This is a genomic window from Comamonas endophytica (assembly GCF_023634805.2).
In the GTDB taxonomy this organism is placed as follows: domain Bacteria; phylum Pseudomonadota; class Gammaproteobacteria; order Burkholderiales; family Burkholderiaceae_C; genus Comamonas; species Comamonas endophytica.
The window spans coordinates 493,363-515,997 of the sequence record NZ_CP106881.1 but is presented as its reverse complement, the minus strand read 5'-3'; the positions used below and the strand labels follow the sequence as shown (position 1 = coordinate 515,997).

Annotated in this window: 22 protein-coding genes and 1 pseudogene; 13 read left to right on the top strand and 10 right to left on the bottom strand. The window is 67.4% G+C overall.

Annotated elements, in window-relative coordinates; genetic code table 11:
- Positions 1-68 precede the first annotated feature (68 nt).
- From M9799_RS02215 to plsY, 3 genes are all read left to right on the top strand, one after another.
- A complete protein-coding gene (locus tag M9799_RS02215; protein WP_231044391.1) occupies positions 69-1,127 on the top strand; it encodes an aldo/keto reductase in 1,059 nt (352 codons plus the stop codon).
- Complete coding sequence (gene ybaK / locus M9799_RS02210; RefSeq protein ID WP_231044392.1) at positions 1,124-1,618, top strand: Cys-tRNA(Pro) deacylase; 495 nt, start codon at positions 1,124-1,126, stop codon at positions 1,616-1,618. Before M9799_RS02215 ends, ybaK begins: the two co-directional genes overlap by 4 nt.
- 73 nt (positions 1,619-1,691) lie before the next feature.
- Entirely contained in the window at positions 1,692-2,339 is a 648-nt protein-coding gene (plsY, locus tag M9799_RS02205; RefSeq protein WP_231044393.1) for a glycerol-3-phosphate 1-O-acyltransferase PlsY, read from the top strand.
- Position 2,340: 1 nt separating this feature from the next.
- Here the strand turns inward: plsY and M9799_RS02200 are convergent, their stop codons facing one another.
- Genes M9799_RS02200 through M9799_RS02190 form a run of 3 tightly spaced genes read right to left on the bottom strand, consistent with a single transcriptional unit; the run spans position 2,341 to position 4,517 of the window.
- A complete protein-coding gene (locus tag M9799_RS02200) occupies positions 2,341-3,369 on the bottom strand; it encodes an HD-GYP domain-containing protein (RefSeq protein WP_231044394.1) in 1,029 nt (342 codons plus the stop codon).
- Position 3,370: 1 nt separating this feature from the next.
- Positions 3,371-4,021: a retropepsin-like aspartic protease family protein gene (locus tag M9799_RS02195; protein ID WP_231044395.1), complete on the bottom strand. Its 651-nt coding sequence runs from the start codon at positions 4,019-4,021 to the stop codon at positions 3,371-3,373.
- Positions 4,022-4,031: 10 nt separating this feature from the next.
- A complete protein-coding gene (locus M9799_RS02190; RefSeq protein WP_231044396.1) occupies positions 4,032-4,517 on the bottom strand; it encodes a YajQ family cyclic di-GMP-binding protein in 486 nt (161 codons plus the stop codon).
- Positions 4,518-4,625: 108 nt separating this feature from the next.
- On the opposite strand from M9799_RS02190, the gene murB reads away from it, so the two are divergent.
- The 8 genes from murB (at position 4,626) to M9799_RS02150 (ending at position 11,149) form a co-directional block, all read left to right on the top strand.
- Positions 4,626-5,687 carry a UDP-N-acetylmuramate dehydrogenase gene (gene murB, locus M9799_RS02185; protein ID WP_231044397.1) on the top strand — a complete coding sequence of 354 codons (1,062 nt, stop codon included), beginning with the start codon at positions 4,626-4,628 and terminating at the stop codon, positions 5,685-5,687.
- A gap of 152 nt (positions 5,688-5,839) precedes the next feature.
- A complete protein-coding gene (locus M9799_RS02180; protein WP_231044398.1) occupies positions 5,840-6,475 on the top strand; it encodes a DUF6806 family protein in 636 nt (211 codons plus the stop codon).
- Complete coding sequence (locus M9799_RS02175; protein WP_231044399.1) at positions 6,475-7,044, top strand: M48 metallopeptidase family protein; 570 nt, start codon at positions 6,475-6,477, stop codon at positions 7,042-7,044. The genes M9799_RS02180 and M9799_RS02175 overlap by 1 nt, the downstream gene beginning before the upstream one ends.
- A 288-nt stretch (positions 7,045-7,332) precedes the next feature.
- Positions 7,333-8,310, top strand: a complete 978-nt coding sequence (locus tag M9799_RS02170; RefSeq protein ID WP_263725584.1) for an ankyrin repeat domain-containing protein — start codon at positions 7,333-7,335, stop codon at positions 8,308-8,310.
- 5 nt (positions 8,311-8,315) lie between these two features.
- Positions 8,316-9,440 (top strand): ankyrin repeat domain-containing protein, encoded by a 1,125-nt coding sequence (locus M9799_RS02165; protein ID WP_263725876.1) that lies wholly within the window; start codon positions 8,316-8,318, stop codon positions 9,438-9,440.
- 187 nt (positions 9,441-9,627) lie between these two features.
- Positions 9,628-10,563 (top strand): ankyrin repeat domain-containing protein, encoded by a 936-nt coding sequence (locus tag M9799_RS02160; protein ID WP_231044401.1) that lies wholly within the window; start codon positions 9,628-9,630, stop codon positions 10,561-10,563.
- Positions 10,563-10,769 carry an ankyrin repeat domain-containing protein gene (locus tag M9799_RS02155; RefSeq protein WP_231044402.1) on the top strand — a complete coding sequence of 69 codons (207 nt, stop codon included), beginning with the start codon at positions 10,563-10,565 and terminating at the stop codon, positions 10,767-10,769. The genes M9799_RS02160 and M9799_RS02155 overlap by 1 nt, the downstream gene beginning before the upstream one ends.
- Positions 10,766-11,149 (top strand): hypothetical protein, encoded by a 384-nt coding sequence (locus tag M9799_RS02150; RefSeq protein ID WP_231044403.1) that lies wholly within the window; start codon positions 10,766-10,768, stop codon positions 11,147-11,149. Before M9799_RS02155 ends, M9799_RS02150 begins: the two co-directional genes overlap by 4 nt.
- A gap of 134 nt (positions 11,150-11,283) precedes the next feature.
- On the opposite strand, the gene murI is transcribed toward M9799_RS02150, so the two are convergent.
- A complete protein-coding gene (gene murI / locus M9799_RS02145; protein ID WP_231044404.1) occupies positions 11,284-12,123 on the bottom strand; it encodes a glutamate racemase in 840 nt (279 codons plus the stop codon).
- Positions 12,124-12,208: 85 nt separating this feature from the next.
- Complete coding sequence (locus M9799_RS02140; protein ID WP_231044405.1) at positions 12,209-13,762, bottom strand: fumarate hydratase; 1,554 nt, start codon at positions 13,760-13,762, stop codon at positions 12,209-12,211.
- A 213-nt stretch (positions 13,763-13,975) separates the two neighbouring features.
- Here M9799_RS02140 and fumC point away from each other — a divergent pair, with 213 nt between their 5' ends.
- Together fumC and M9799_RS02130 are read left to right on the top strand one after the other, a co-directional pair.
- Positions 13,976-15,391, top strand: a complete 1,416-nt coding sequence (gene fumC / locus M9799_RS02135) for a class II fumarate hydratase (RefSeq protein ID WP_231044406.1) — start codon at positions 13,976-13,978, stop codon at positions 15,389-15,391.
- A 253-nt stretch (positions 15,392-15,644) separates the two neighbouring features.
- On the top strand, positions 15,645-16,115 hold the full coding sequence (locus M9799_RS02130) for a hypothetical protein (protein WP_231044407.1): 471 nt from the start codon (positions 15,645-15,647) through the stop codon (positions 16,113-16,115).
- 5 nt (positions 16,116-16,120) lie between these two features.
- On the opposite strand, the gene M9799_RS02125 is transcribed toward M9799_RS02130, so the two are convergent.
- The 5 genes and pseudogenes from M9799_RS02125 to M9799_RS02105 all read right to left on the bottom strand — a co-directional run bounded on the left by M9799_RS02125 (position 16,121) and on the right by M9799_RS02105 (position 22,525).
- Positions 16,121-17,641 carry an FAD-dependent oxidoreductase gene (locus M9799_RS02125; RefSeq protein WP_231044408.1) on the bottom strand — a complete coding sequence of 507 codons (1,521 nt, stop codon included), beginning with the start codon at positions 17,639-17,641 and terminating at the stop codon, positions 16,121-16,123.
- A 112-nt stretch (positions 17,642-17,753) separates the two neighbouring features.
- On the bottom strand, positions 17,754-18,791 hold the full coding sequence (proX, locus tag M9799_RS02120; RefSeq protein WP_231044409.1) for a glycine betaine/L-proline ABC transporter substrate-binding protein ProX: 1,038 nt from the start codon (positions 18,789-18,791) through the stop codon (positions 17,754-17,756).
- An 87-nt stretch (positions 18,792-18,878) separates the two neighbouring features.
- Positions 18,879-20,140, bottom strand: a pseudogene (gene proW, locus M9799_RS02115) (glycine betaine/L-proline ABC transporter permease ProW).
- A complete protein-coding gene (gene proV, locus M9799_RS02110; RefSeq protein ID WP_231044410.1) occupies positions 20,137-21,390 on the bottom strand; it encodes a glycine betaine/L-proline ABC transporter ATP-binding protein ProV in 1,254 nt (417 codons plus the stop codon). Before proV ends, proW begins: the two are co-directional and overlap by 4 nt.
- Before the next feature lie 526 nt (positions 21,391-21,916).
- Complete coding sequence (locus M9799_RS02105) at positions 21,917-22,525, bottom strand: TIGR00645 family protein (protein ID WP_231044411.1); 609 nt, start codon at positions 22,523-22,525, stop codon at positions 21,917-21,919.
- Positions 22,526-22,635: the final 110 nt, after the last annotated feature.

Below are 22,635 nucleotides of genomic sequence, written 5' to 3'. Positions count from 1 at the left end.
CAGGGACATCGAGGCCCCCGGGAGTCCTTAAACTGGCGGCTTCCATTCCAAGCTCCCCGGAGAAATGCATGCACAAGGTTCAGTTAGGAAAAAGCGATCTGCAGGTCACGCCCATTTGCCTGGGCACGATGACCTTTGGCGAACAGGTGGATGAAGCCGCGGCGCATGCCATTCTCGACCGCGCGGTGGAACTGGGCATCAATTTCCTCGACACGGCCGAGATGTATGCCGTGCCGGCGCGCGCCGCCACCTACGGCGCGACCGAGACCATCCTCGGCAACTGGTTTGCCAGCCGCCCCGGCATGCGCGATCGGATGGTGCTGGCGAGCAAGGTGGCGGGGCCCTCGCGCGGCATGCCCTGGATCCGCGAGGGCCAGGGCATGACGGCGGCCGATATCGTTGCGTCATGCGAAGCCAGCCTGCGCCGTCTGCAGACCGACGTCATCGACCTCTACCAGATCCACTGGCCCGAACGCCATGTGCCGGCCTTTGGCGCGCTCTACTACGACCCGGCCAGGGAAGTCACGCAGACGCCGATCCGCGAGCAGCTGGAAACCCTGGCTTCCCTGGTGCGCCAGGGCAAGATCCGCAATGTGGGCCTGTCCAATGAAACGCCCTACGGCGTGCACGAGTTCGTGCGCCTGGCCGAGGAGCATGGCCTGCCGCGCGTGGCCAGCATCCAGAACCCGTACTGCCTGCTCAACCGCAGCTTCGACAATGCGCTCGACGAGACCTGCGACCGGCTCGACGTGTCGCTGCTGGCCTATTCGCCCCTGGGCGTGGGCCTGCTCAGCGGCAAGTACGACACGAGCGGCATCACCGGCCCCGATGCGCCCGAAGGCACGCGCCTGTCGTACGAATCGGTGCGCAAGCAGCGCTGGGGCCGGCCCGACGCGCTGGCTGCGGCGCGGCGCTACAACCAGCTCGCGCGCGACCACGGCCTCAGCCCCACGCAGATGGCGCTGGCGTTCTGCTACACCCAGCGCTGCGTGCGCAGCACCATCATCGGCGTGACCTCGCTGGCGCAGCTCGAGGAAGACTGCGCCGTCTGGGGCACGCAGCTGCCGGCCGAATTGCGCGCCGGGATCGACCAGTTGCGCTGGGAAATGCGCGATCCCGCGGTATGAGCAAGAAGTCCGTCCACGTGAGCGAGACCCCCGCCACGCAGCTGCTGCGCGCCCACGGGGTGGCGTTCACCGAACATCCCTACGAGTACCAGGAGCATGGCGGCACGGCGCACAGCGCGGCCAGCCTGGGCCTGGACGAGCACTGCGTGGTCAAGACGCTGGTCATGCAGGACCAGGACGCGAAGCCGCTGATCGTGCTGATGCATGGCGACCGCAAGGTCTCGACCAAGAACCTGGCGCGCCAGATCGGCGCCAAGTCCGTCGAGCCCTGCAAGCCCGAGGTCGCCAACCGGCACAGCGGCTACCTCGTGGGCGGCACCTCGCCCTTCGGCACGCGCCGCGCCATGCCGGTCTACATCGAGCAGAGCATCCTGGAGCTTGCGCGCATCGCCATCAACGGCGGGCGCCGCGGCTTCCTGGTGCAGATCGATCCCCGGGTATGTCTGGATCTGCTCGAAGCCCAGACGGTGAACTGCGCGCTGGCAGAATAGCGGTCGCGCGCGGCGGGTTCCCGCCACGCGCCTGTTTTTTGCCATACCGGCCCCTTGCGGCCAAGGACTCGAATTGAACGCGCTCTATCCCATTCTCGCCACGCTGGCCGCCTACCTGATCGGCTCGCTGTCGTTTGCCGTGATCGTCAGCCGCATCATGGGGCTGAACGACCCGCGCACCTACGGCAGCGGCAACCCGGGCGCGACCAACGTGCTGCGCTCGGGCAGCAAGCCCGCGGCCATCGCCACGCTGGTGCTCGACGCCCTCAAGGGCTGGCTGCCCGTGGCGCTGGTGCACTGGTTCGGCCGGCCCTGGGGCCTGGGCGACGGCACGCTGGCGGCGGTGGGCCTGGCGGCATTCCTCGGCCATCTCTACCCGGTGTTCTTCCGCTTCCAGGGCGGCAAGGGCGTGGCCACGGCACTGGGCGTGCTGCTGGGCATCAGCGGCTGGCTGGGCCTGGCCACCGCGCTGACCTGGGTGATCATCGCTTTCTTCTTCCGCTATTCGTCGCTGGCTTCGCTGGTGTCGGCGGTGTTCGCGCCGCTGTACTACGTGCTGTTCGGCGGCGTGCTCTGGTACGCCGAGGCGCCGGTGACGGCGGCCATCGTCGCCATGGGCCTGCTGCTGATCTGGCGCCACCGTGAAAACATCAAGCGCCTGATGGCCGGCAAGGAGTCGCGCCTGGGCAAGAAGGCTCCGGGCGCGGGCAAGGGCGGCTGAATCAGACCGCGGGCGCCTCGCCCGGCTCCTGTGCGCTCGCGGGCCGCGAGCGGCCGACATAGACCCCGAGCAGCGCCATCGTCTGGGGCGGGATGCGCCGCGCCAGATCCAGGCGCGCCAGCGCCGCGACGATGCGCGGCGCGCCGCGCGCGGTGTCGTGCAGCGCCGGTGTCTTGAAGGGCTGGCCCGTGCCGTCGAGCACGCGCGCCACCAGCGGCTGCAGGGGCCGGCTGCTGCGGCGCAGCACCACGGCGGTGTCCCCGTTGTCCAGCCGCACCAGCGTGCCCGGCGGGCACAGCCCGACGCTGCGCACCAGCGCATAGCCGACCTCATCCTCGGGCGTGGGCTCGCTGCCGACGATGACCCGCACCGAATCGGTGGCGCTGCGCGCGCCGCGCGACTTGCGCGGGCTGAGCATGGCGCCATAGCGGTCGACGCTGGCCAGGATGCGCGCCAGCCGCTCGGCCGCGCCCAGCTGCGCCAGCGGCGCCTTGGCCCGGGCACGCGGGTGGTGCGCGGCCACGGTGTCCAGCCACAGCGGATCGTCGACGAACAGCCGCACCAGCAGCGCCTGGCTCTCGAGCGCATGGCGCTCGATCTGAGCGCGCTGCGCCGCATTCGGCGGCTCGCGCTGCAGCGCCAGCTGGTCCTGCAGCTGCGTCATGCCGATGTTCATGGTGAAGGCCGCGCAGACCAGCGCCTGGCGCTCGTGCGCCGGCAGGCCCAGCGCGGGCGCCAGCACCTCGCACAGCGTGGCCGACACCAGCGCGTGCGAGGCGCTGTAGCCGGCGCTGGACTCGGCCGCGAGCTGGAACACCAGGTACAGCGCGGCGTCGCTGTCGTGCGCCACCAGCTCCTGCAGCCAGTCGGCCAGCTGGCGCAGCCGTGCCTCGAAGTTCTGCACCTGCAGCGGCGCCTCCAGCAGCAGCGACAGCGCCGCTTCGAGCTCCGCCCAGAGCCCACGCAGCTCTTCATGGTGCGCGTCGGCAGCAGGCGCGTTGGCGGCTTGGGGCAGGGCGATGGCTTGCATGTCAGCGCTTTTCCAGCACCATGCGGTCGCCCTGGCGCGTCATCTGGAATCCCGAGAGAAAACTGTTGCCCAGCAGCACGTAGGGCATGGACTGGGGCACGACCACGGCGTCGACGCCGCGCGCCTGCAGCCCGCCCACGCGCACCGAGTCCAGCCGCAGGCGCCAGCCGCGCACCGCGCCATTGGCCGTGCCCAGCTGCACCGTCTCGCCCTGCAGGTAGGTCAGGCCCAGGCGATCCGCCTCGGCGCGGCCGATGGCCACCGCGCTGGCGCCGGTGTCCACCAGGTAGCGCATCGGCCGGCCATTGATCTCGCCTTGCTCGGTGAAATGCCCGCGGCTGTCGGCAAACAGCACCAGCTGCTCGGGCCCTTCGCCCTCGGCTGAGCGCGCCCCGAGCTGCACCGGCGCCTCGCCCAGGCGCAGCTGCTGGCGCCGTCCGGCGATCTCGACCAGCGCCGTGTCGCGCCCGACCTCGAGCACACGCACCGCGCCGCGGCCCTCGCCCGCCGCCAGGCTGCGCGGCGCCGTGCCATCGATCACCAGCAGCGCCTTGCTGCCCAGGATGCCGGTCAGCGCCACGGATTGGGCGCCGGCCAGGAATGGCAGGGTGCACAACCCAAGCATGCAGGCACGGACAAGCGCAGGGCGCATCGCGTATTGCTCAGTCGCGGAAATTGTTGAAGGAAAGGGGCACGTCGTCGATCTCCTTGCGGATCAGCGCCATCGCCGCCTGCAGGTCGTCGCGCTTGGCACCGGTGATGCGCACCTTCTCCTCCTGGATCGCGGCCTGCACCTTGAGCTTGCTTTCCTTCATCAGCTTCTGCAGCTTCTTGGCCAGTTCGGACTCGATGCCGTTGCGCACTTTGACGACCTGCTTGAGCTTGTCGCCGCCGATCTTCTGCGCCTTCTGGATGTCGAGAAAGCGCACGTCGACGTTGCGCTTGGTCAGCTTGTTGCGCAGCAGGTCTTCCACCTGGGTCAGCTGGAAGTCCGCGTCGCCGTACATGGTGATTTCCTTGTCCTTGAGCTCCACGGCCGCCGAGGTGCCCTTGAAGTCGAAGCGGGTGGCGATCTCCTTGGAGGCGTTCTCCACCGCGTTCTTGACTTCCACAAAATCGGCTTCGCAAACGGTGTCAAAGGATGGCATGTGAATTTCTCTTTCCTGAAAGGTGTGGGGCGCGCGGCGGGCGGATGGCGGCAGGGGCGATCGGCCGGTGGCCAGCGGGGTCCGGGGCGCGGTGCGACAATCCATGAGATGTTAGTCGAGAAAAACGTACCCCTGCAGCATTGCAATACCTTTGGCATCGCCGCCCGCGCCCAGGCGCTGGTGCGCGTGCATTCGGAGGATGACCTGCGCGCCTTGCGCGCCGACCCGCTCTGGGGCCGCCAGCCGGTGCTGGTGCTGGGCGGCGGCAGCAACATCGTGCTGACCGGCGATGTCGAGCCGGTCGTGCTGAAGATGGAGATCAAGGGCATGCGCCTGGTGCGCGAGACACCTGCGGCGTGGATCGTCGAGGCCGGCGCCGGCGAGCGCTGGCACGACCTGGTGGCCTTCACGCTCGACCAGGGCCTGCCCGGGCTGGAGAACCTGGCGCTGATTCCCGGCACCGTGGGCGCGGCGCCGGTGCAGAACATCGGCGCCTATGGCGTCGAGCTGCAGGACCGTTTCGAGTCGCTCGATGCCGTCGATCTGGTGACGGGAGAGGGCTTCACGCTCGATGCCGCGCAGTGCGCCTTCGGCTACCGCGACTCGGTCTTCAAGCATGCGCCGGCGGACGCGCGCGGCATGGGCCTGGCGGGCCGCGCCGTCATCACGCGCGTGCGCTTCGCGTTACCGAAGGCCTGGAAACCCGAGATCGGCTACCTGGACATCGAGCGCAAGCGCGCCGAGGCAGGTGTCGAGCAGCCGACGGCGCGCCAGATCTTCGACTGGGTCTGCGAGATCCGCCGCGCCAAGCTGCCCGACCCCGAGGTGCTGGGCAATGCCGGCAGCTTCTTCAAGAATCCGACGGTCACGGCCGAGCAGTGCGCCGACATCATCGCGCGCGAGCCGCGCATCGTGCACTACCCGATGACCGACGGCAGCATCAAGCTGGCCGCGGGCTGGCTGATCGATGCCTGCGGCTGGAAGGGCAAGAGCATGGGCAAGGCCGGGGTCTACGAACGCCAGGCGCTGGTGCTGGTCAACCGCGGCAACCGGCATTCGGACAGCGCCAGCGTCACCGGCGGCGAGGTCATGACGCTGGCGCGCGCCATCCAGACCAGCGTGTACGAGCGCTTCGGTATCCGGCTCGAACCCGAGCCGGTCGTGGTCTGAATCCGGCGGCCCGCGATACATGCGAAAATAGCCCGTCTCCGCACGGCGGGATGTCCGGTCGGCATGGTGCTCCCCGGACAGCGTGGAAATTGCCTCCATAACGAACAGTCACACAGCGGTTTTCCCCGAACAGTGCCCAGCGAGATTCGAACATGTCAAGTTACAACCCTCCTTTTGAAATCCACGTCCACGGCCAGGTGGTGCTCACGGCCCAGACCAGCTTCGAGCAGCTGCAGGAAGCGCTCAAGCCGCTGTGGAGCTACGCCGGCGCGCGCTCGCTGGCCGATGGCGCGACCAGCGTCTATGAAGAAGAGCCGGGTATCCAGTTCGACGCGCGCGAGCATCGCCTGCAGATCTGCTGGACGGTGCGCGGCGACGACGACTTCCGCCAGACGCTCGACGAGATGTGCATGAGCCTCAACGAGCTGTCGGAGCAGGGCGCGGCCATCGAAGTCACGTTCTATGACACCGAGTTCGACGAAGAGGAAGAGGCCGAGGATGCCGAGTCGCGCGACGACTTCCTGATGCTGTTCGTCGGCCCCACGCCCGCGGCCATCATGCAGGTGCAGCGCGACCTGCTGGTGCAGGACGTGGTCAACATGATGGAGCGCCATTTCGACGGCGCCGAGCTCGGCGGCGTGGTCGCCGAGATCGACAAGCTGTTCTCGCTGCGCTTCGATGCGCTGGTGAACTCGCTGGAGATCGGCAAGCCCCCGCGCGGGCCCGGCGGCTCGGGTGGCTCCGGCCACGGCAGCGGCGGCAACCGCCGCCCGCGCCACCTGCACTGATGTCCGCGCGCGCGGCGCGTTCGCCGCAGCCGGGCAGCACGCCCATGGACCTTCCCTATCTGCGCTCCTATCCTGCGCAGCTGCAGGACCAGGTGCGCGCGCTGCTCGCGAGCGGCGGCACCGCCGCGCTGCTGCAGCGCAAATACCCCCAGGCGCATGCGCTGCGCACCGACAAGGCGCTGTACGAATACACCGCCGAACTCAAGGCGCAGCACCTGCGCAAGGGCGCAACGCTGCAGAAGGTCGCCTACGACAGCAAGATCCACGTGGTGCGCAATGCACTCGGGCTGCACACCAGCCGCGCGCTGGTGCAGGGCGGCAAGCTGTCGGCGCGCCACGAGATCCGCGTGGCCGCGATGTTCAAGAACACGCCCGAGGAATTCCTGCGCATGATCGTGGTGCACGAGCTGGCCCACCTGCGCGAGAAGGACCACGACAAAGCCTTCTATCAGCTGTGCTCCCACATGGAGCCGTCCTATCACCAGTACGAGTTCGATGTGCGGCTGTACCTGACCCATCTGGATGCGGGCGGCGCGCGTCTTTGGGGGCCGGCGCCAGCGCCGCAATAGCTCGCCCTTTCCCCTGGATATTGTCTTTGGCGCCGCGCGGTCGCCAGGCGCCGCCGCGCCTGACCGTGCCACCGATCGAAGCTCGGGGCGTGGAATGTCGACCGGTGCCTGCAGGCGATGCAGGCACAGCAGGCGTTTCCATTGCATGCCGGCCATCCCGGGACAAGCAGCGTTGACTTGATGCCGCTCAATAGGTAAAATCTATCATGTTTTGATTCAAATAGATTTATTCGAGGCTACGGACGCCATTCCATGCATGGTGGAAGCCTTGTGACTATAGAGAGCCTCATGATTTCTGTATCCACCCAGACCTTCGCGCCCATTGCGTTCCGGAATATGGCACTGCCAGAGGGCAACGAATTCCCGGCGCTCGCCGTTGCGTTGCAGCAAGATCCGCATCCCGACGACATGCAGCACGACGACTTCAGCGCTGCAGCAAATACCCCATTCCAGCTCACGCCTGCGCATGCAGCGAATGTGGACCAGGTGGATCCTCGGGGGTGGACGCCCTTGATGCATGCAGTGGAGCACCGCCAGCTTGCCGAAGTCGAAGCACTGCTGCACGCCGGAGCCGCCACCGATATCGCCGACCGCCGCGGTCGTACCGCAATTTTTCTGGCGGTGATGGGCGGCGATGTAGGCATCGTCCATGCACTGGTGCAAGCGCAGGCAAACGTCAACGTATTCGACGCAGACGGTGACACACCGCTCATGCTGGCCGCAAAGCGGGGCTACGCCGACATTGCCCTGGCACTGATGCGAGGCGGTGCACATGTGAATGCAAGCAATGATCTGGGGGCGACGCCGCTGATTTTGGCCGCAATGAATGGGCATGTGCGGATGGTGAGCTTGCTCCTCGAAGCTCGCGCCCCTGTCAATGCAGTCACTGTCCATGGTCTCGGCGCGCTGATGGTTGGCGTCCTGAGGAACCATGTGGAGGTGGTGAGTACGCTGGCGCAGCATGGCGCGTTCTTGGGCGCTGTCCCGGGCCAGCGGCCCTCACCGGTGATGTGGGCGGCATTGCACGATCGGCCCGAGATGCTGGCCGCGCTGTTGCGTGCCGGAGCAGATATCACCGCCCATATGCTGGTGGCGGTCCAAGACGGCGAGACCGGCATCGTGAAGGCCTTGCTGCGTGCCAACGCGGATGCCAACGGCGTCGACACCAATGGATACAGCGCATTGATGCTGGCAGCGATTCGGGGCTGCGCCGAGACGGTGAGCGCTTTGGTGGCGGCTGGAGCCTCCTCGAGGCCAATTTGGTGACCGCCATGCAAAGCGGCAGCTTCTTGCTGGTGACCCGCATGGTGCAGGCCGGGGCCCAGGTCAATGGCGACAATGGCAGCGGATTGTCATCGCTGCTGATCGCGGCCAGGCTGGGCCTGGCGGATGTGGTGATCTATCTGCTGGGCCAGGGCGCACGTGCCGACGCCGTCGACGATCACGGCATGACGGCCATCCACCATATGGCCCGAAGCGGCTGCGTCGATGCGGTCAAGGCGTTGCTGAAAGCGGGCAACGATGCCAACGCCGTCGCTGCGCAAGGCATCACGCCGCTCATGCTGGCCGCCCGCTATGGTCAGACCGATGTAGTGCGCCTGCTGGCCCTTGAAGGCGCCGCAGTGGAGGCAGTCGATGGTGCGGGAGACGCTGCAATCGCCTATGCGGCAAAGAACGCCAAAGTGGGTGTCGTCCAGGAACTGGTGAAACTTGGCGCAGATATCAATGCGTGTATGTCGGCAGCCATCGACGAAGGCAGCGATGCGGCCGCCCAAACGCTGCTGCAGGCCGGGGCGTGTGCCGGTGCCGTGCGTGCCGGCGAGACTTTTCTCATGTCTGCGGCGCGGCAGGGTCGTGACGCCATCGTGAAAATGTTGCTGAATGCAGGCGCTGACCGGGATGCGGCTGTCAACGGCTTGACTGCGCTGCTGATGGCGGCGGGCCGGGGGCATGCCGGTGTGGTGCGCGTGCTGTTGCAAGCCGGAGCGAACATCGATGCCGTGGATGGCGAGGGACACAGTGCGCTGATCGTTGCCATGAATGCAGGCCACGTTGGCGTCACGGACCTGCTGGCGGAAGCGGCATATGCGCGCCAGCCCCCGATCCCCCAGGGGCCCGCCTCGGCTGCCGCTGCCGCGGTCCCCGCCGCAGCGCGCCCGGGCGCCGCCGAACAGCGGGCTGCACCAGCCTGGTTGCCAATGCACTTCGGGGCCGATCCGCGCGTCGGGGCCGGCACTTCGACCATGCCGATGGCGGATCAAGCCCCGGCATCGCTGGATGACTGGAACGAATCGCTGCCACCCATCGGCAATTTCGACGAGTACGCCTGGAACCACCACGAGCAGGGCCATGCGCGGGTGCAACGACCGGACTCCGATGCCCGCTATCCCGCATGAGGCAGCCAGGCCGCGCTGTGCGCACACGTGCTTCAGTCCATGGGGTCGTGTCGGCACCGGTCGCCGCAGACGCACCGATCCCGGCAGCGCGCCAGGCGCCGGCCGGTAAATCGATGGACCGTCGTTGGATGGTTACGAATCTGTCCAACCCTTGCTTTTCAACCAAGTCCCATAACCGAGACCCAAAATGTTTTCTGCCTTTCAAATCGGCGCAACATTCCGCGCGGCTGGAGCCACAGATATGCCACGGCCAGCCGGGATTTTTGCCAACCAGATGGCGCTGCCCGTTACTGCGGTCCACGAGGCGGTGATGCATAGGACCCCGATGGCGGTGCATGCATTGTTGCGAGCTGGCGCCGATGTCCATGCCGTCGACAGCCAGGGCTGGACGGCATTGCTGCATGCGGTGGATCTCGGACGTCTGGACATGGTCGAGGTGTTGCTGGAGCACAGTGCGGATGCCAATGCCGTCGATCACACGCGTTTGCCCGTGATCTTTCACGCGGTTTATGTTGGCCGCGCCGATATCGTGCAAGCGCTGTTGTACGCCGGGGCCCAGGTGGATGGCACCGATCGGTACGGCATGACGCCACTGATCGTGGCTGCCTCACGGGGACACGCCGACATCGTTGCCGCCTTGCTGCAAGCCAAAGCGCGCATGCACACAGGCCAGACGCCACTGGTGATGGCGCTGGTAATGGCGGCGCGCCATGGTCATCAGGATGTCGTGGCAATGCTGGCGCGGGCTGGCGCGGATCTCCGATGGCATATGCGCATGAGCATCAACGACGCCGCCAGTTGGCGCGTCATGGCGGGGGCCGAGGCGAACGTGAATGGCGCAGGGGAAAAGGGCGCCAGGGTGTTCATGTTGGCAGCCTGGCATGGTCATGCCGCGCCGGTGGACATGGACGCGGATCTCCAGCCCAGACTGCCGGCCGCGCAGCGCAATGCCGACGTGGCCGCCGTGCGGACGCTGCTGCAGGCTCCTAGAGCGGATGGCAATGCCGTCGCGGCCGATGGCACCGCCGCGCCGATGCAGGCCGCGCTTGCCGGAAACCAGACTGTGGTGGATGCGCAGGGCAGGTCGATGCCCGCGCCAGGGATGGCTTCACTGCGCTCATGATGGCCGCGCGCCTGGGCCATCTCGACATCGCCAAGGCGCTGCTCGCCGCAGGCGCCGGCTTCACTGCGGTCGAGCAAAGCCAGCACTCCGCCGCAATGCTTGCGACCGGAAACGGGCACCTGCCTGTGGTCGAAGCGCTGCGGTGCGCCGGGGCCGATCTCGGTATCGAACTGCAACGGGCGCAAAGATCGGCAATCCCGCCATGATGGAAACCCTGCGTCGCGCCGGTGCGCGGATGAATCCTGTCAACGGCACAGGCTCGACCGCAGCGGGGGGCGCAATCGAGCCTGTGCAGCCTGAGGCCCACCGGCTTGCGCAGGCGGCTGGCGCGGCCGCTGGTGATCCGATGGTTGCCCCGGCCTCGCGGGAGGTGCAAGTGCAGCTCAGCCCGGTGCTTTTCGACGGCGAAAACATTCCGGATGCCGTTGGGGCATTGTGGTCAGAGGAAGCGCTGCTGGTTTCCCGCCGCAACTCTGCGTCCTCGATATCCCCGACGACGCACAGCAATGATCCCATCGGTGGTGTTTTTCTCCGCGAGGATGAGCTGCCGTGCTCCAGTTGGCCGCATGGGGTTCTCTGGGGATGACATGCTTCCTTCGTCCAACTTTGCAGCAATCCAGCCAGCCGGGAACCGCACCCATGGCGCCGGCAGCACAGCCGGTCCCCAGGCCGGCCAAGGCTTCACCCCCGCCGTTTTTCCGCATGACGGGGCGGGGCGCCTCAGCCGATGTCGATATGCGCGCAGGATCCCGCTGGCAGCCCGAGCCAGCGCTGCGCCGCCGCCTGCAGGCTGTTGAGCCCGCCGGTCGCGAACAGCTCGATCCGCGGCGCCAGGCCCTCGGGCGCGAGCAGTCCGGCCTGCTCCAGCAGGCGCCGCACCTGGCGCGCGACGGCGCTGCCGGTGTCGATCAGCGCGATGTCGGGGCCGAGCAGCGCGCGCAGCTCGTCCTTGACGAAGATGTAATGGGTGCAGCCCAGCACCAGGGTGTCGATCTCGCCGGCGTTGCGACCGAAACGGCCCAATGCCGCGGTGTGGCGCGCGCAGTGCGCCCAAAGTGCGCCGTCCTCCAGCCGCGCGGGCGCGGGCTGCTCGGTGGCCTGCTCGATGGCCAGGGCCAGCCCGTCGCAGGCCTGCACCGAAAAGCGCGTGTGCTGCGAATGCTCGGCCAGCAGGCGCGCGAAGCGCGCGCTGCCCACCGTGCCGCGCGTGGCCATCACGCCCACATGGTGCGTCTGGCTGCTTTGCGCCGCGGGCTTGAGCGCGGGCTCGACGCCGATCAGCAGCAGGTCGGGCATCTCGCGGCGCAATTGCTCGACGGCTGCGGCGGTGGCGGTGTTGCAGGCAATGACCAGCGCCTTGATGCCGTATTGCGCGCGCAGGTGGCGCGCGATGGCGCCCGTGCGCTGCTGCACGAAGGCCTCGTCGCGCTCGCCATAGGGTGCGTGGCCGCTGTCTGCGACATAGACCAGCTGCTCCTGCGGCAGCTCGCCGCGCAGCGCCTGCAGGACGCTGAGGCCGCCGATGCCGCTGTCGAAGATGCCGATGGGGAAGTGGTGCATGAGAGAGCGCAGGGAGTGCGGGCCCGGGCGGCCCGCGTGCAAGTATGCCGTGTCCGCAGGCGGCCTGCAGCAGGCCGCCGCGGGCTCAGGCGCCGGCCAGCGCGATGCCCTTGAATTCGCCGGTGGCGATCTTTTCCTTCCAGATCGCCGGGCCGGTGATGTGGGCGCTGGTGCCGCCCGCGTCGACGGCCACCGTGACCGGCATGTCGACCACGTCGAATTCGTAGATCGCTTCCATGCCCAGGTCGGCGAAGCCCACCACCTTGGCGTTCCTGATCGCCTTCGACACCAGGTAGGCGGCGCCGCCCACGGCCATCAGGTAGGCGCTCTGGTGCTGCTTGATGGCCTCGATCGCCACCGGGCCGCGCTCGGCCTTGCCGATCATCGCGATCAGGCCGGTCTTCTCCAGCATCATGTTGGTGAACGAGTCCATGCGCGTGGCCGTGGTCGGGCCGGCCGGGCCCACGGCTTCGCCACCCACCGGATCCACGGGGCCGACGTAGTAGATCACGCGGTTGGTGAAGTCCACGGGCAGGGGTTCGCCCTTGGCCAGCATGTCCTGGATGCGCTTGTGCGCGGCGTCGCGGCCGGTGAGCATCTTGCCGTTGAGCAGCAGGGTGTCGCCGGGCTTCCAGCTCGCGACTTCCTGCTTGGTCAGGTTGTTCAGGTCCACGCGCTTGCTTTTCTGCGTGTCGGGCGCCCAGTCGACCTTGGGCCACAGGTCCAGCGAAGGCGCGTCGAGGTAGACCGGGCCCGAGCCGTCCATCACGAAATGCGCGTGGCGCGTGGCGGCGCAGTTGGGGATCATCGCCACGGGCTTGGAAGCCGCGTGCGTCGGGTACATCTTGATCTTGACGTCGAGCACGGTGGACAGGCCGCCCAGGCCCTGGGCGCCGATGCCGAGGGCATTGACCTTCTCGTAGAGCTCCAGGCGCATCTCCTCCACCTGGTCGAGCTTCTCGCCGCGCTGCGACTTGGCCTGCAGCTCGTACATGTCGAGGTCTTCCATCAGGCTTTCCTTGGCCAGCAGCACGGCCTTCTCGGCGGTGCCGCCGATGCCGATGCCGATCATGCCCGGCGGGCACCAGCCCGCGCCCATCGTGGGGATGGTCTTGAGCACCCAGTCGACGATGCTGTCGCCCGGGTTCATCATGATCATCTTCGACTTGTTCTCCGAGCCGCCGCCCTTGGCCGCAACGGTGATGTCGACCGTGTTGCCGGGCACGATCTGCGTGAAGATCACGGCCGGCGTGTTGTCCTTGGTGTTCTTGCGCGCGAAGTGCGGGTCGGCCACGACGGAGGCGCGCAGCGTGTTGTCGGGGTGGTTGTAGCCGCGGCGCACGCCCTCGTTGATCGCGTCCTCGAGGCCGCCGGTGAAGCCTTCCCAGCGCACGTCCATGCCGATCTTCAGGAAGACGTTGACGATGCCGGTGTCCTGGCAGATCGGGCGGCGGCCGATGGCCGACATCTTCGAGTTGGTGAGGATCTGGGCCATCGCGTCCTTGGCCGCCGGGCTCTGCTCGCGCTCCCAGGCGCGCGCCAGGTGGGCGATGTAGTCGGCGGGGTGGTAGTAGCTGATGTACTGCAGGGCGCCTGCGATCGAATCGATCAGGTCCTGCTGGCGGATCGTGGTGGTCATCGTGGGTTTTCTAGAGAAGGTAACAGCGACAGCAACCCGGGATTATCCCGCGCTTCCTCGCCAAGCGTGGCAAAGCCCGGTAGTCTTCTATAACACTTGGACGCTCGGCACCGCCTTCGGGCACGCGCCACAGAGTGCAACGCCAGCAATCCATTGAGAATGGATATCATTCCCCGGTGGATTTTTTCCTCTCAACCCTCAGGAGACTTGTGGATGACGCAACCGGCTACGCGACAGGAACATGACACTTTCGGCCCCATCGAGGTGCCCGCCGACAGGCTCTGGGGGGCGCAGACGCAGCGCTCGCTGCTCAATTTCGACATCTCCGGCGAGCGCCAGCCGCGCGAGCTGATCCACGCGCTGGCGCTGGTCAAGCGCGTGTCCTCCCAGGTCAACCGCGAACTGGGCCTGCTCGAGGGCGCCAAGTCCGAAGCCATCATCGCGGCGGCCGACGAGGTGGTTGCCGGCCAGCACGAGGGCGAGTTCCCGCTGGTCGTCTGGCAGACGGGCTCGGGCACGCAGACCAACATGAACGTCAACGAGGTGCTGGCCAACCGCGCCAGCGAACTGCTGGGCGGGCAGCGCGGCGAGAGCCGGCTGGTGCATCCGAACGACGACGTCAACAAGAGCCAGTCGAGCAACGACGTGTTCCCCACGGCAATGCATGTCGCGGCCGTGCAGGCGCTGACGCACCAGCTGCTGCCGGCCATCGCCAAGCTGCAGGCCACGCTCGAGGAAAAGGCCAAGGCCTTCGACGGCATCATCAAGATCGGCCGCACCCATCTGCAGGATGCAACGCCGCTGACGCTGGGCCAGGAGTTCTCGGGCTACGCGGCGCAGCTGGCGCATGGCCAGGGCCATGTGCGCGCGGCCATTCCGCACCTGTGCGAGCTGGCGCTGGGCGGCACGGCCGTGGGCACGGGTTTGAATGCGCCGAACGGCTATGCGGGCGCGGTGGCGGCCGAGTTGGCGCAGCTCACGGGCCTGCCGTTCGTGACGGCGCCCAACAAGTTCGAGGCGCTGGCCAGCGTCGATGCGCTGGTGCATGCGCACGGCGCGCTCAAGACCCTGGCCGCGAGCTTGATGAAGATCGCCAACGACGTGCGCTGGCTGGCCAGCGGCCCGCGCAGCGGCATCGGCGAGCTGAGCATTCCCGAGAACGAGCCGGGTTCGTCCATCATGCCGGGCAAGGTCAACCCCACGCAGAGCGAGGCGCTGACCATGCTGGCGGCGCAGGTCATGGGCAACGACGTGGCGATCAACATCGGAGGTGCCTCGGGCAACTTCGAGCTCAACGTGTTCCGCCCGATGGTGATCCACAACTTCCTGCAGAGCGTGCGCCTGCTGTCGGACGGCATGCGCAGCTTCAACGACCACTGCGCCGTGGGCATCACGCCCAACGAGGATCGCATCGCCGAGCTGGTGCAGCGTTCGCTGATGCTGGTCACGGCGCTCAATCCCCACATTGGCTACGACAAGGCCGCCTATATCGCCAAGAAGGCGCACCGCGAAGGCACCAGCCTGCGCGAGGCGGCGGTGGCCAGCGGCCATCTGACGGGCGAGCAGTTCGACGCCTGGGTGGTGCCGTCGCAGATGGTGGGGAATACGGTGGGGTTTCATCAGGGGTGAGGCTGGCTTGGAGGGCTCGTTGAAGGTTGGACGGACCACTTCGTGGAATGACGTCCATGGCTCGACAGGCTCACCACGAACGGTTTTTTCCCGTTGTGAGTGTCCTCACACCGCCATGTCACCGAAGCCGAGGAAAAAAACCGTTCGTCCAGAGCCTGTCGAAGTATGAACGGCCCATCCACAAGAAAAGGGCGAACGGCGATGACGGGCATTGCTTCTGCTAAGGTGCCCCCTTGTTTCCGAAAGACATCCCATGCATTTCCCGCCCCTGCGCATCGCGCTGCTGACCTTCGCCGCGGCCCTTTCGGGCTGCTCCTATGTCAGCGAGATGCGCATGCCCTCGATGCCTTCGCTGCCCAGCTGGATCTCCAGCTCGACACCAGCACCCGTGGCGCCCGCGATGCAGCCAGCCGCACTGCAGCCCACCGACAAGACCGAGACCTGGCGCGGCACCTACCGCCAGCACGGCGATGCAGCGCGTTTCACCGAATGCCGCAGCGGCGCCGAAATGCCGGTGGCGCAGGCCGGCGACAAGGCGCTGCTCGATGCCGCCTATCTTGCCAGCCAGTCGGCGCCCGGCGCGCCGCTGCTGGTGGAAGTGCAGGGCCGCTGGGTGCTGCGCGCCCGCGCGGATGCTCCGCCATCGGCAAAGGAGCAGGAACTGGCGCTGCTGGTCGAGCGCTTTGTCTCGGTCTCAAGCCAAGGCTCGTGCGCAGGTTGGTGAAAGCCTCATGCCCGGCGTTCCAGTCCGGGCAGCCCCATGCCGAAGCGTTGGTTGAGATAGTGGATCGATGACTTGTAGGCCGCATCGGCCCAGCCCGAGCGCTGCGGGTTGTAGCCGTCGCTGACCAGCGCGACGTCCTCGCCCGGCAGCGGCTGCACGGCCCAGCGGAAGATGTCGCGGTTGCTGAAATGGTTACCGGAGCGCAGGTAATACCAGGCGTCGGGCCATTCGCGGAACACGGTCCGGCTGGGCGTGCCGATGTGCACCGGCCGCGTCACGCCGTTGTCGGCAAACAGATGGTTCAGGCCGATGGCGACCTCCCGCTCCAGTGCCTCGAGCGGGCCCTGCGCCAGCCGGGCCCAGAGATCGGCGCAGTCGGTCTGGTCGTTGTAGACCACGCGTATCGCGTTCTGCGTCGAGGCATATTCCTCCAGCGGGATCTCCACCGAGTTGATGCAGTGCCCCGTGGTCCAGGCGCGCCACACATGGCGCCCGTTGGCGGTGACGATGCCGCGCCACCAGGGCTCGCGGTACCACTGGGTGATGGTGGTGACGCGCACTCCGACCAGGGCCTGGAACTCGGCCTGGGCGCGGATGCTTTCGGCAATGCCGCCCTGGACCTGGCCCAACGCCACCGGCGGCAGCGCGATCACCAGCGTGCTGGCGGTGATGGCGCGCCGCGGCGTCTTGATGAGGTAGCCGGCGGGCGATTTGTCGATGGACTGCACGGCCTCGCCCAGATGCAGCTGCACCCCCAGGTCGCGCACGCGCTGCTCCATGCCACGCGTATAGGCCGACATGCCTCCCACCGGGTACAGGCTCTGGCAATGGCCGCTGGGGCAGATCGCGCCGGCATCGTTTTCCTCGTCGAGATAGTCGAGGTAGGCCTTGGCGCTGAGGTCGTATTCGTGATCGGCGCGGAAGCGGTAGGTGCCGTGCAGGAAGGCGCAGCCCTCAGCGCCGATGACCTTCTCGGCATAGGCGCGCAGATTCGGGTAATCGTCCACATGCCGGCGCTCGGGGCCGCGCAGCAGCTTCTCGTAGAGCTGGATCTCGTAGCCGCCGCGGCTGCGGTCCACGTCGAGCCCGGGAAACACGCGGATGAACTCGTCGTTGTTGGTGGCATACATGCCGCGCGTGAAGCCCAGCTCCTCGAGCATTTCGGGCTTCTGCAGGGGAATGCCCAGCTCCTCGGCCAGCTGCGTCAGCACGCTCTGGCCTTCCATGATGCGCCGCGCGCCGAGCTGCACGAAGGGGCCGGCGGCCTGTTCGTCGGATGCGGGAATATCGGACACGCGCCCGCCCAGGCAGGCGTCCTGCTCGAACAGGCACAGGCGCGGCCCGAAGCGTTCGGCCAGGCGCAGTGCCGTATGCAGGCCGGCCACGCCGCCGCCGATGATGGCGATGGCGCAATGCGCGGTGGTGTCGTCAGCGGCCAGCGCTGGCTGCGGCTGGGAAAGTTCTGCCGGGGCGGGCGCCACGGCGGCGGGGGCGTCCACTTCGCCGCCCAACAGAAGATGGCTCATGCCGAACATCCTTTCCTGGAGCTGCGGCAGTGTCTGCGCACCCGGCAGTCCAATCGGGAAAGTGTAGGGCGGCCCCGCGGCCGGGGCGGCGAAGGCTATGCCTGGCGCGAGGTTACTTGCCAGCCGCCGCCGCCTGGGCTTGCGCGATCCAGCCGTCGAAGGTGTCCTGGTGCGCCTCGATCCACCCCGCCACGTGGCGCTCGATGTCGCCCGGCTTGTTCTCGCCTTCGAACATGCGGTTGTTCTCGGCGTTGATGTCGTCGATCGGCAGCTGCATGATCTCGAACAGCTTGCCCGCCGCCGGGTTCTGCAGCGCCCATTGCTTGTTCGCCAGGATGTGCTGGCTGTTGGGCAGGAAGCCGTAGTTCTTGCCGTTGGGCAGCTTCGTGTCCTCGCCGCCCTGGGCGCCCGGGGTGGCGCTGAAGGGCACCTCCAGCCACATCACGTCGCTGCCGGGCTTGAGCTGGGCGCTGACCCAGAAGGGCGTCCAGGTGTAGTACAGGACGGGCTTGCCCGACTTGTAGCGCGAGATGGTGTCTGCGATCAGCGCCGAGTAGGTGCCCTGCTGGTGCGTGATGGTGCCGCGCAGCTGGAAGGCGTCGAGCTGGTGCTCGATGGCGGCCTCGCAGCCCCAGCCCGGGGTGCAGCCGGTCATGTCGGCCTTGCCGTCGCCGTTGGCATCGAACAGCGCGGCCAGCTTCGGATCCTTGAGCTGGCCGATCTGCGTGATGCCGTACTGCTCGGCGGTCTTCTTGTCGATCAGGTAGCCCTGGATGGCGCCGTCGGCAAAGGTGCCCTTGCGCGTGAGCTTGGCGTCGCCGCCGGCGTTCTTGTAGAAGCCTTCGTGCAGCGGAATCCAGTGGTTGGCCATGAAGGTCGCATCGCCGTTGGCGATGGCCAGATGCGCCGTGGGGTACTCGACTTCCTGCACCGGCTGCACGTCGTAGCCGAGCTTTTGCAGCGCCTTGACGACCAGCTGGGTCTGGAAGCTCTCCTCGGCGATGGAGCTCTTGAGCGGGAAGACCTTGACGCCCTTGCCGGGCAGCGCAGCGCCGCCCGAGTCCTGGGCTTGGGCCAGCAAGCCGAAGCCGGCCAGGCAGGTGGCCAGCAGCGCAGTGCGCAGGCGCGGGCGGGTGGGGAAATGGGACATGTGCGATTTCCTGTGTTCTGGGAGTGGCCCGGACGCGGCGGTCCGGGCAGGCCGCCATGGCGCAAGGCCATGGCGCGCGGGAGCGGGTCAGGCGCCGATGGCGTCGCCCATGGGGGCGGCCGATGCCGGGGCGCTGGCGCGGCTGCCGGCAGCCGCCGGCGCACGGCGCGCCGGGCGCAGCCGCAGCAGCCAGCCCAGCGGGCCGCGCTGGGTCCAGCGCTCGCCGCCGCGCTGGGACTTGCCCATGGCCTGGGTGATGCGGTCGAGTGCAATGGCCAGCAGCACGATGCCCAGGCCGCCGACGGTGGCCAGGCCCATGTCGAGGCGGCCGATGCCGCGCAGTACCATCTGCCCCAGGCCGCCAACGGCGATCATCGAGGCGATCACCACCATCGACAGCGACAGCATCAGCGCCTGGTTGATGCCGGCCATGATGGAGGGCATGGCCAGCGGCAGCTGCACCTTCCACAGCATCTGCAGGGGCGATGCGCCATAGGCGCGGCTGGCCTCGATCAGATCCGGGCGCACCTGGCGGATGCCCAGGTTGGTGAGGCGGATCAGCGGCGGCAGCGCGAACACGATGGTCACGATGACGCCGGGCACGTTGCCGATGCCGAACAGCATCACCACCGGCACCAGGTAGACGAAAGCCGGGGTGGTCTGCATCGCATCGAGCAGGGCCGCGTCCAGCGCTGCGCGCGGTCGCTGGATGCCAGCGCAATGCCCACGGGCAGGCCGATCAGGATGCAGAAGGCCAGCGAGGTCAGCACCAGCGACAGCGTGACCATCGCCTCGGGCCAGATGCCCAGCAGCGCGACGATGGCCAGCGAGACCAGCGTGCCCAGGGCAATGGCGCGGCCCGCGAACTGCCAGGCCAGCAGCACCATCAGGGCGATCATGACCATCGATGGCACGCTGGTGAGCAGGCCTTCGACGCCCGTCAACGTGGCATCGATGGGCGCGCGCACGGTCTGGAAAAACGGGCGGAAATGCGTGACGACCCATTCGAGGCCCTGGTTGATGCTGTCCTGCACCTGGGCCGAGTCGGCCATCCAGTGCTGCACGTCGAGCATCTGCGCCAGTGTGGCCGGGGCGTCGGCCTGGCCGTTCAGCGCATCATTGACCAGGCGCGGGCCGTCGAGCCAGTCGGTGTTGCCGGCGTCGAGCTGGCCGCTGTTGCCCAGCGTCCAGGGATCGGTGGCGACGGCGACATCGGGCACGTCGGCGGCGCTGCCGGAGGGCAGGTCGGTCAGCGGCATGGCGGACATGTCCATCACCGTGGAGTCGAGGGCGTCGGTGCTGACCTGGGCGACCTGCATGGGGGAGGAATGGTTGACGGTACTGCTCATGCGGCGCTCCCGGTGAGTTGAGTGGTCTGAGAAGGCGTTGCCGGCGGCAGCGGCGGCGTGTCGCGGTCGAGGAACTTGAGCAGCATGGTCTTGCTGACCACGCCCGCGAAGCGGCCATCGGGCTGCACCACGGGCAGCGCGCAGGGCGCGGCCGCGACCTGGCCGAACAGGTTGGCCACCGGTGCATCGACGGCAATCGAGGACACGTTGTCGAGGTACGCATGCTGCAGGCCCAGCGTGCCCACATGGCCGTCCAGCGCCTTGCGTAGCGATTCGGCCGAGACCGTGCCGAGATACTGCTGGCGCGGGTTCACCACATAGGCGAAATCGCGGTCCGAGTCCTCGATCATGCGCAGCGCCGGGCGGCAACCGCGGTCGGCGCGTTCGTTGACCACAGTGAGGGCGCGGCGCGCGATGTCGCCGGCCTTGAACACCGCCGCCGCATCGACGCCGCGGATGAAGTGGCGCACGTAGTCGTTGGCCGGGTTGCGCAGGATGTCGTCGGGCGTGCCGACCTGGATCACCTGGCCGTCCTTCATGATCGCGATGCGGTCGCCGATGCGCATGGCCTCGTCGAGGTCGTGCGAGATGAAGATGATGGTGCGGCGCTTGACCTGCTGCAGGCGCAGCAGCTCGGATTGCATCTCGGTGCGGATGATCGGGTCGAGCGCGGAGAAGGCTTCGTCCATCAGCAGGATCGAGGGGTCGGAGGCCAGCGCGCGCGCCAGGCCCACGCGCTGCTGCATGCCGCCCGACAGCTCGTCGGGGTAGCTCGCGCCCCAGCCGTCCAGACCCACCTGCTCCAGCGCGGCCTGGGCTGCGGCCTGCCGTTCGGCGCGGTCCACGCCGGCGAGTTCCAGCCCGAAGGCGGTGTTGTCGAGTACGCTCACATGTGGCAGCAGCGCAAACGACTGGAACACCATGGAGATGTCCTTGCGGCGCAGCGCGCGCAGCTCCTTGGGGCTGAGCGTGCCGATGTCGGTGCCGTCGACCAGGATGCGGCCGGCGGTGGGCTCGATCAGGCGGTTGAGCATGCGCACCAGCGTGGACTTGCCCGAGCCCGACAGGCCCATGATGACGAAGATCTCGCCGGCTTCGATCTGGAAGTCGGCGTCGAAGACGCCGATCGACTGGCCGGTGCGCGCCAGGATTTCCGCCTTGCTCAGGCCCTGTTCGACAAGCGCCAGCGCGTCCTGCGGCGCATTGCCGAATACCTTGAAGACATGATCGATGGTGATCTGTTTGGCCACTGTTTCTCTCTCCCTCGATTGGATTGAACACAGTCCAGCGCCTTGCATAAAGCGCTGGCGTGCATGGCCGAAGGCAGCACCTGATGCAGTGCCCGCTATAGGCGCGGGCATGGGCCGTGATGCATGTGCGCGGCACATGCGCCGGACCGGACGGTACCCGTCGGGACCGCAAGAGCCTGGCAAGACGCCGGGGCGTGGGGCGTGAAAACCTGTTTGCCATCGGCGATCCAGCGGTGGCGCGAAGCCACCCGGCTGGGCATCAGGACCACGATCGGCCCGATGACGGGGCTGCCAAGGCAACACCGCCTGAAGTGGATCGAAACGCTGAAAAACGCATCGATTACCTGCATGGCAGGTTGTAAACAAGCCTGTGATTCTATGAATTGAGTGCTTTTGTGTCAATAAATGGTTATTTTCACCTGTGCTATCACGCGTGCGTGATTCGCGCGCAAGGGCCGCGGCCGGGCGTAAAAAAACCCGCGCCGCGGATCGCGGGGCGGGTTTTTGCAGGGCGGCTGGCAGGCGTTCAGTGGCTGCGTTGGTGGTTGTTGCGCAGCAGGCGGTCGGTGAAGGCAATCGCCAGTGCGCTCAGCAGGAACGCGATATGGATCATCGTCTGCCACATCAGCACCTTGGGGTCGTAGTTGGCGGCGTTGATGAAGGTCTTGAGCAGGTGGATCGAGCTGATGCCGATGATCGACAGGCCGAGCTTGACCTTGAGCACCGTGGCATCGACATGGCTGAGCCACTCGGGCTGGTCGGGGTGGCCCTCGATGTTCAGCCGGCTGACGAAGGTCTCGTAGCCGCCGATGATCACCATGATCAGCAGGTTGGAGATCATGACCACGTCGATCAGCGCCAGCACGACCAGCATGATCACGGTCTCGTTCAAGCCGGTCAGCGGCGCGTCGGGCTTGTAGCCGATGCTCGTGACCAGCGCCTGCAGCGCTTCCTGGCTGCCGAACGCGGCCTCGATCAGGTGCCACAGCTCGAGCAGGAAGTGCCAGACGTAGACGCCTTGCGCCATGATCAGGCCCAGGTACAGCGGCACCTGCAGCCAGCGGCTGGCGAAGATGAAGGCGGGCAGCACACCCATCGCTGGCGTGGGCTTGGGGGAGGGGGTGGGGGAGTCCATGGCGTGTGGAAAGGCAAAGAAAGGGGTGCGCGATTGTATCGGTGCGCGCCCGCGCAGGGCGGCGCGGGGGGCCGGTGCTCCGGCGGCGCCGAGGGCCAATTGCCCGGGGC

Excerpts from the sequence above, each read along its gene's own strand:
- proX (WP_231044409.1), bottom strand. The coding sequence starts at position 18,791 with ATGTCCCATTTCCCCACCCGCCCGCGCCTGCGCACTGCGCTGCTGGCC.
- M9799_RS02140 (WP_231044405.1), bottom strand. The coding sequence starts at position 13,762 with ATGACCACCACGATCCGCCAGCAGGACCTGATCGATTCGATCGCAGGC.
- M9799_RS02170 (WP_263725584.1), top strand. The coding sequence starts at position 7,333 with ATGATTTCTGTATCCACCCAGACCTTCGCGCCCATTGCGTTCCGGAAT.
- M9799_RS02165 (WP_263725876.1), top strand. The coding sequence starts at position 8,316 with ATGCAAAGCGGCAGCTTCTTGCTGGTGACCCGCATGGTGCAGGCCGGG.
- murB (WP_231044397.1), top strand. The coding sequence starts at position 4,626 with ATGTTAGTCGAGAAAAACGTACCCCTGCAGCATTGCAATACCTTTGGC.
- M9799_RS02125 (WP_231044408.1), bottom strand. The coding sequence starts at position 17,641 with ATGAGCCATCTTCTGTTGGGCGGCGAAGTGGACGCCCCCGCCGCCGTG.
- M9799_RS02180 (WP_231044398.1), top strand. The coding sequence starts at position 5,840 with ATGTCAAGTTACAACCCTCCTTTTGAAATCCACGTCCACGGCCAGGTG.
- M9799_RS02155 (WP_231044402.1), top strand. The coding sequence starts at position 10,563 with ATGGCCGCGCGCCTGGGCCATCTCGACATCGCCAAGGCGCTGCTCGCC.
- M9799_RS02200 (WP_231044394.1), bottom strand. The coding sequence starts at position 3,369 with ATGCAAGCCATCGCCCTGCCCCAAGCCGCCAACGCGCCTGCTGCCGAC.
- M9799_RS02215 (WP_231044391.1), top strand. The coding sequence starts at position 69 with ATGCACAAGGTTCAGTTAGGAAAAAGCGATCTGCAGGTCACGCCCATT.
- M9799_RS02160 (WP_231044401.1), top strand. The coding sequence starts at position 9,628 with ATGTTTTCTGCCTTTCAAATCGGCGCAACATTCCGCGCGGCTGGAGCC.
- murI (WP_231044404.1), bottom strand. The coding sequence starts at position 12,123 with ATGCACCACTTCCCCATCGGCATCTTCGACAGCGGCATCGGCGGCCTC.
- M9799_RS02190 (WP_231044396.1), bottom strand. The coding sequence starts at position 4,517 with ATGCCATCCTTTGACACCGTTTGCGAAGCCGATTTTGTGGAAGTCAAG.
- M9799_RS02175 (WP_231044399.1), top strand. The coding sequence starts at position 6,475 with ATGTCCGCGCGCGCGGCGCGTTCGCCGCAGCCGGGCAGCACGCCCATG.
- M9799_RS02195 (WP_231044395.1), bottom strand. The coding sequence starts at position 4,021 with ATGCGCCCTGCGCTTGTCCGTGCCTGCATGCTTGGGTTGTGCACCCTG.
- ybaK (WP_231044392.1), top strand. The coding sequence starts at position 1,124 with ATGAGCAAGAAGTCCGTCCACGTGAGCGAGACCCCCGCCACGCAGCTG.
- M9799_RS02130 (WP_231044407.1), top strand. The coding sequence starts at position 15,645 with ATGCATTTCCCGCCCCTGCGCATCGCGCTGCTGACCTTCGCCGCGGCC.
- fumC (WP_231044406.1), top strand. The coding sequence starts at position 13,976 with ATGACGCAACCGGCTACGCGACAGGAACATGACACTTTCGGCCCCATC.
- M9799_RS02150 (WP_231044403.1), top strand. The coding sequence starts at position 10,766 with ATGATGGAAACCCTGCGTCGCGCCGGTGCGCGGATGAATCCTGTCAAC.
- M9799_RS02105 (WP_231044411.1), bottom strand. The coding sequence starts at position 22,525 with ATGGACTCCCCCACCCCCTCCCCCAAGCCCACGCCAGCGATGGGTGTG.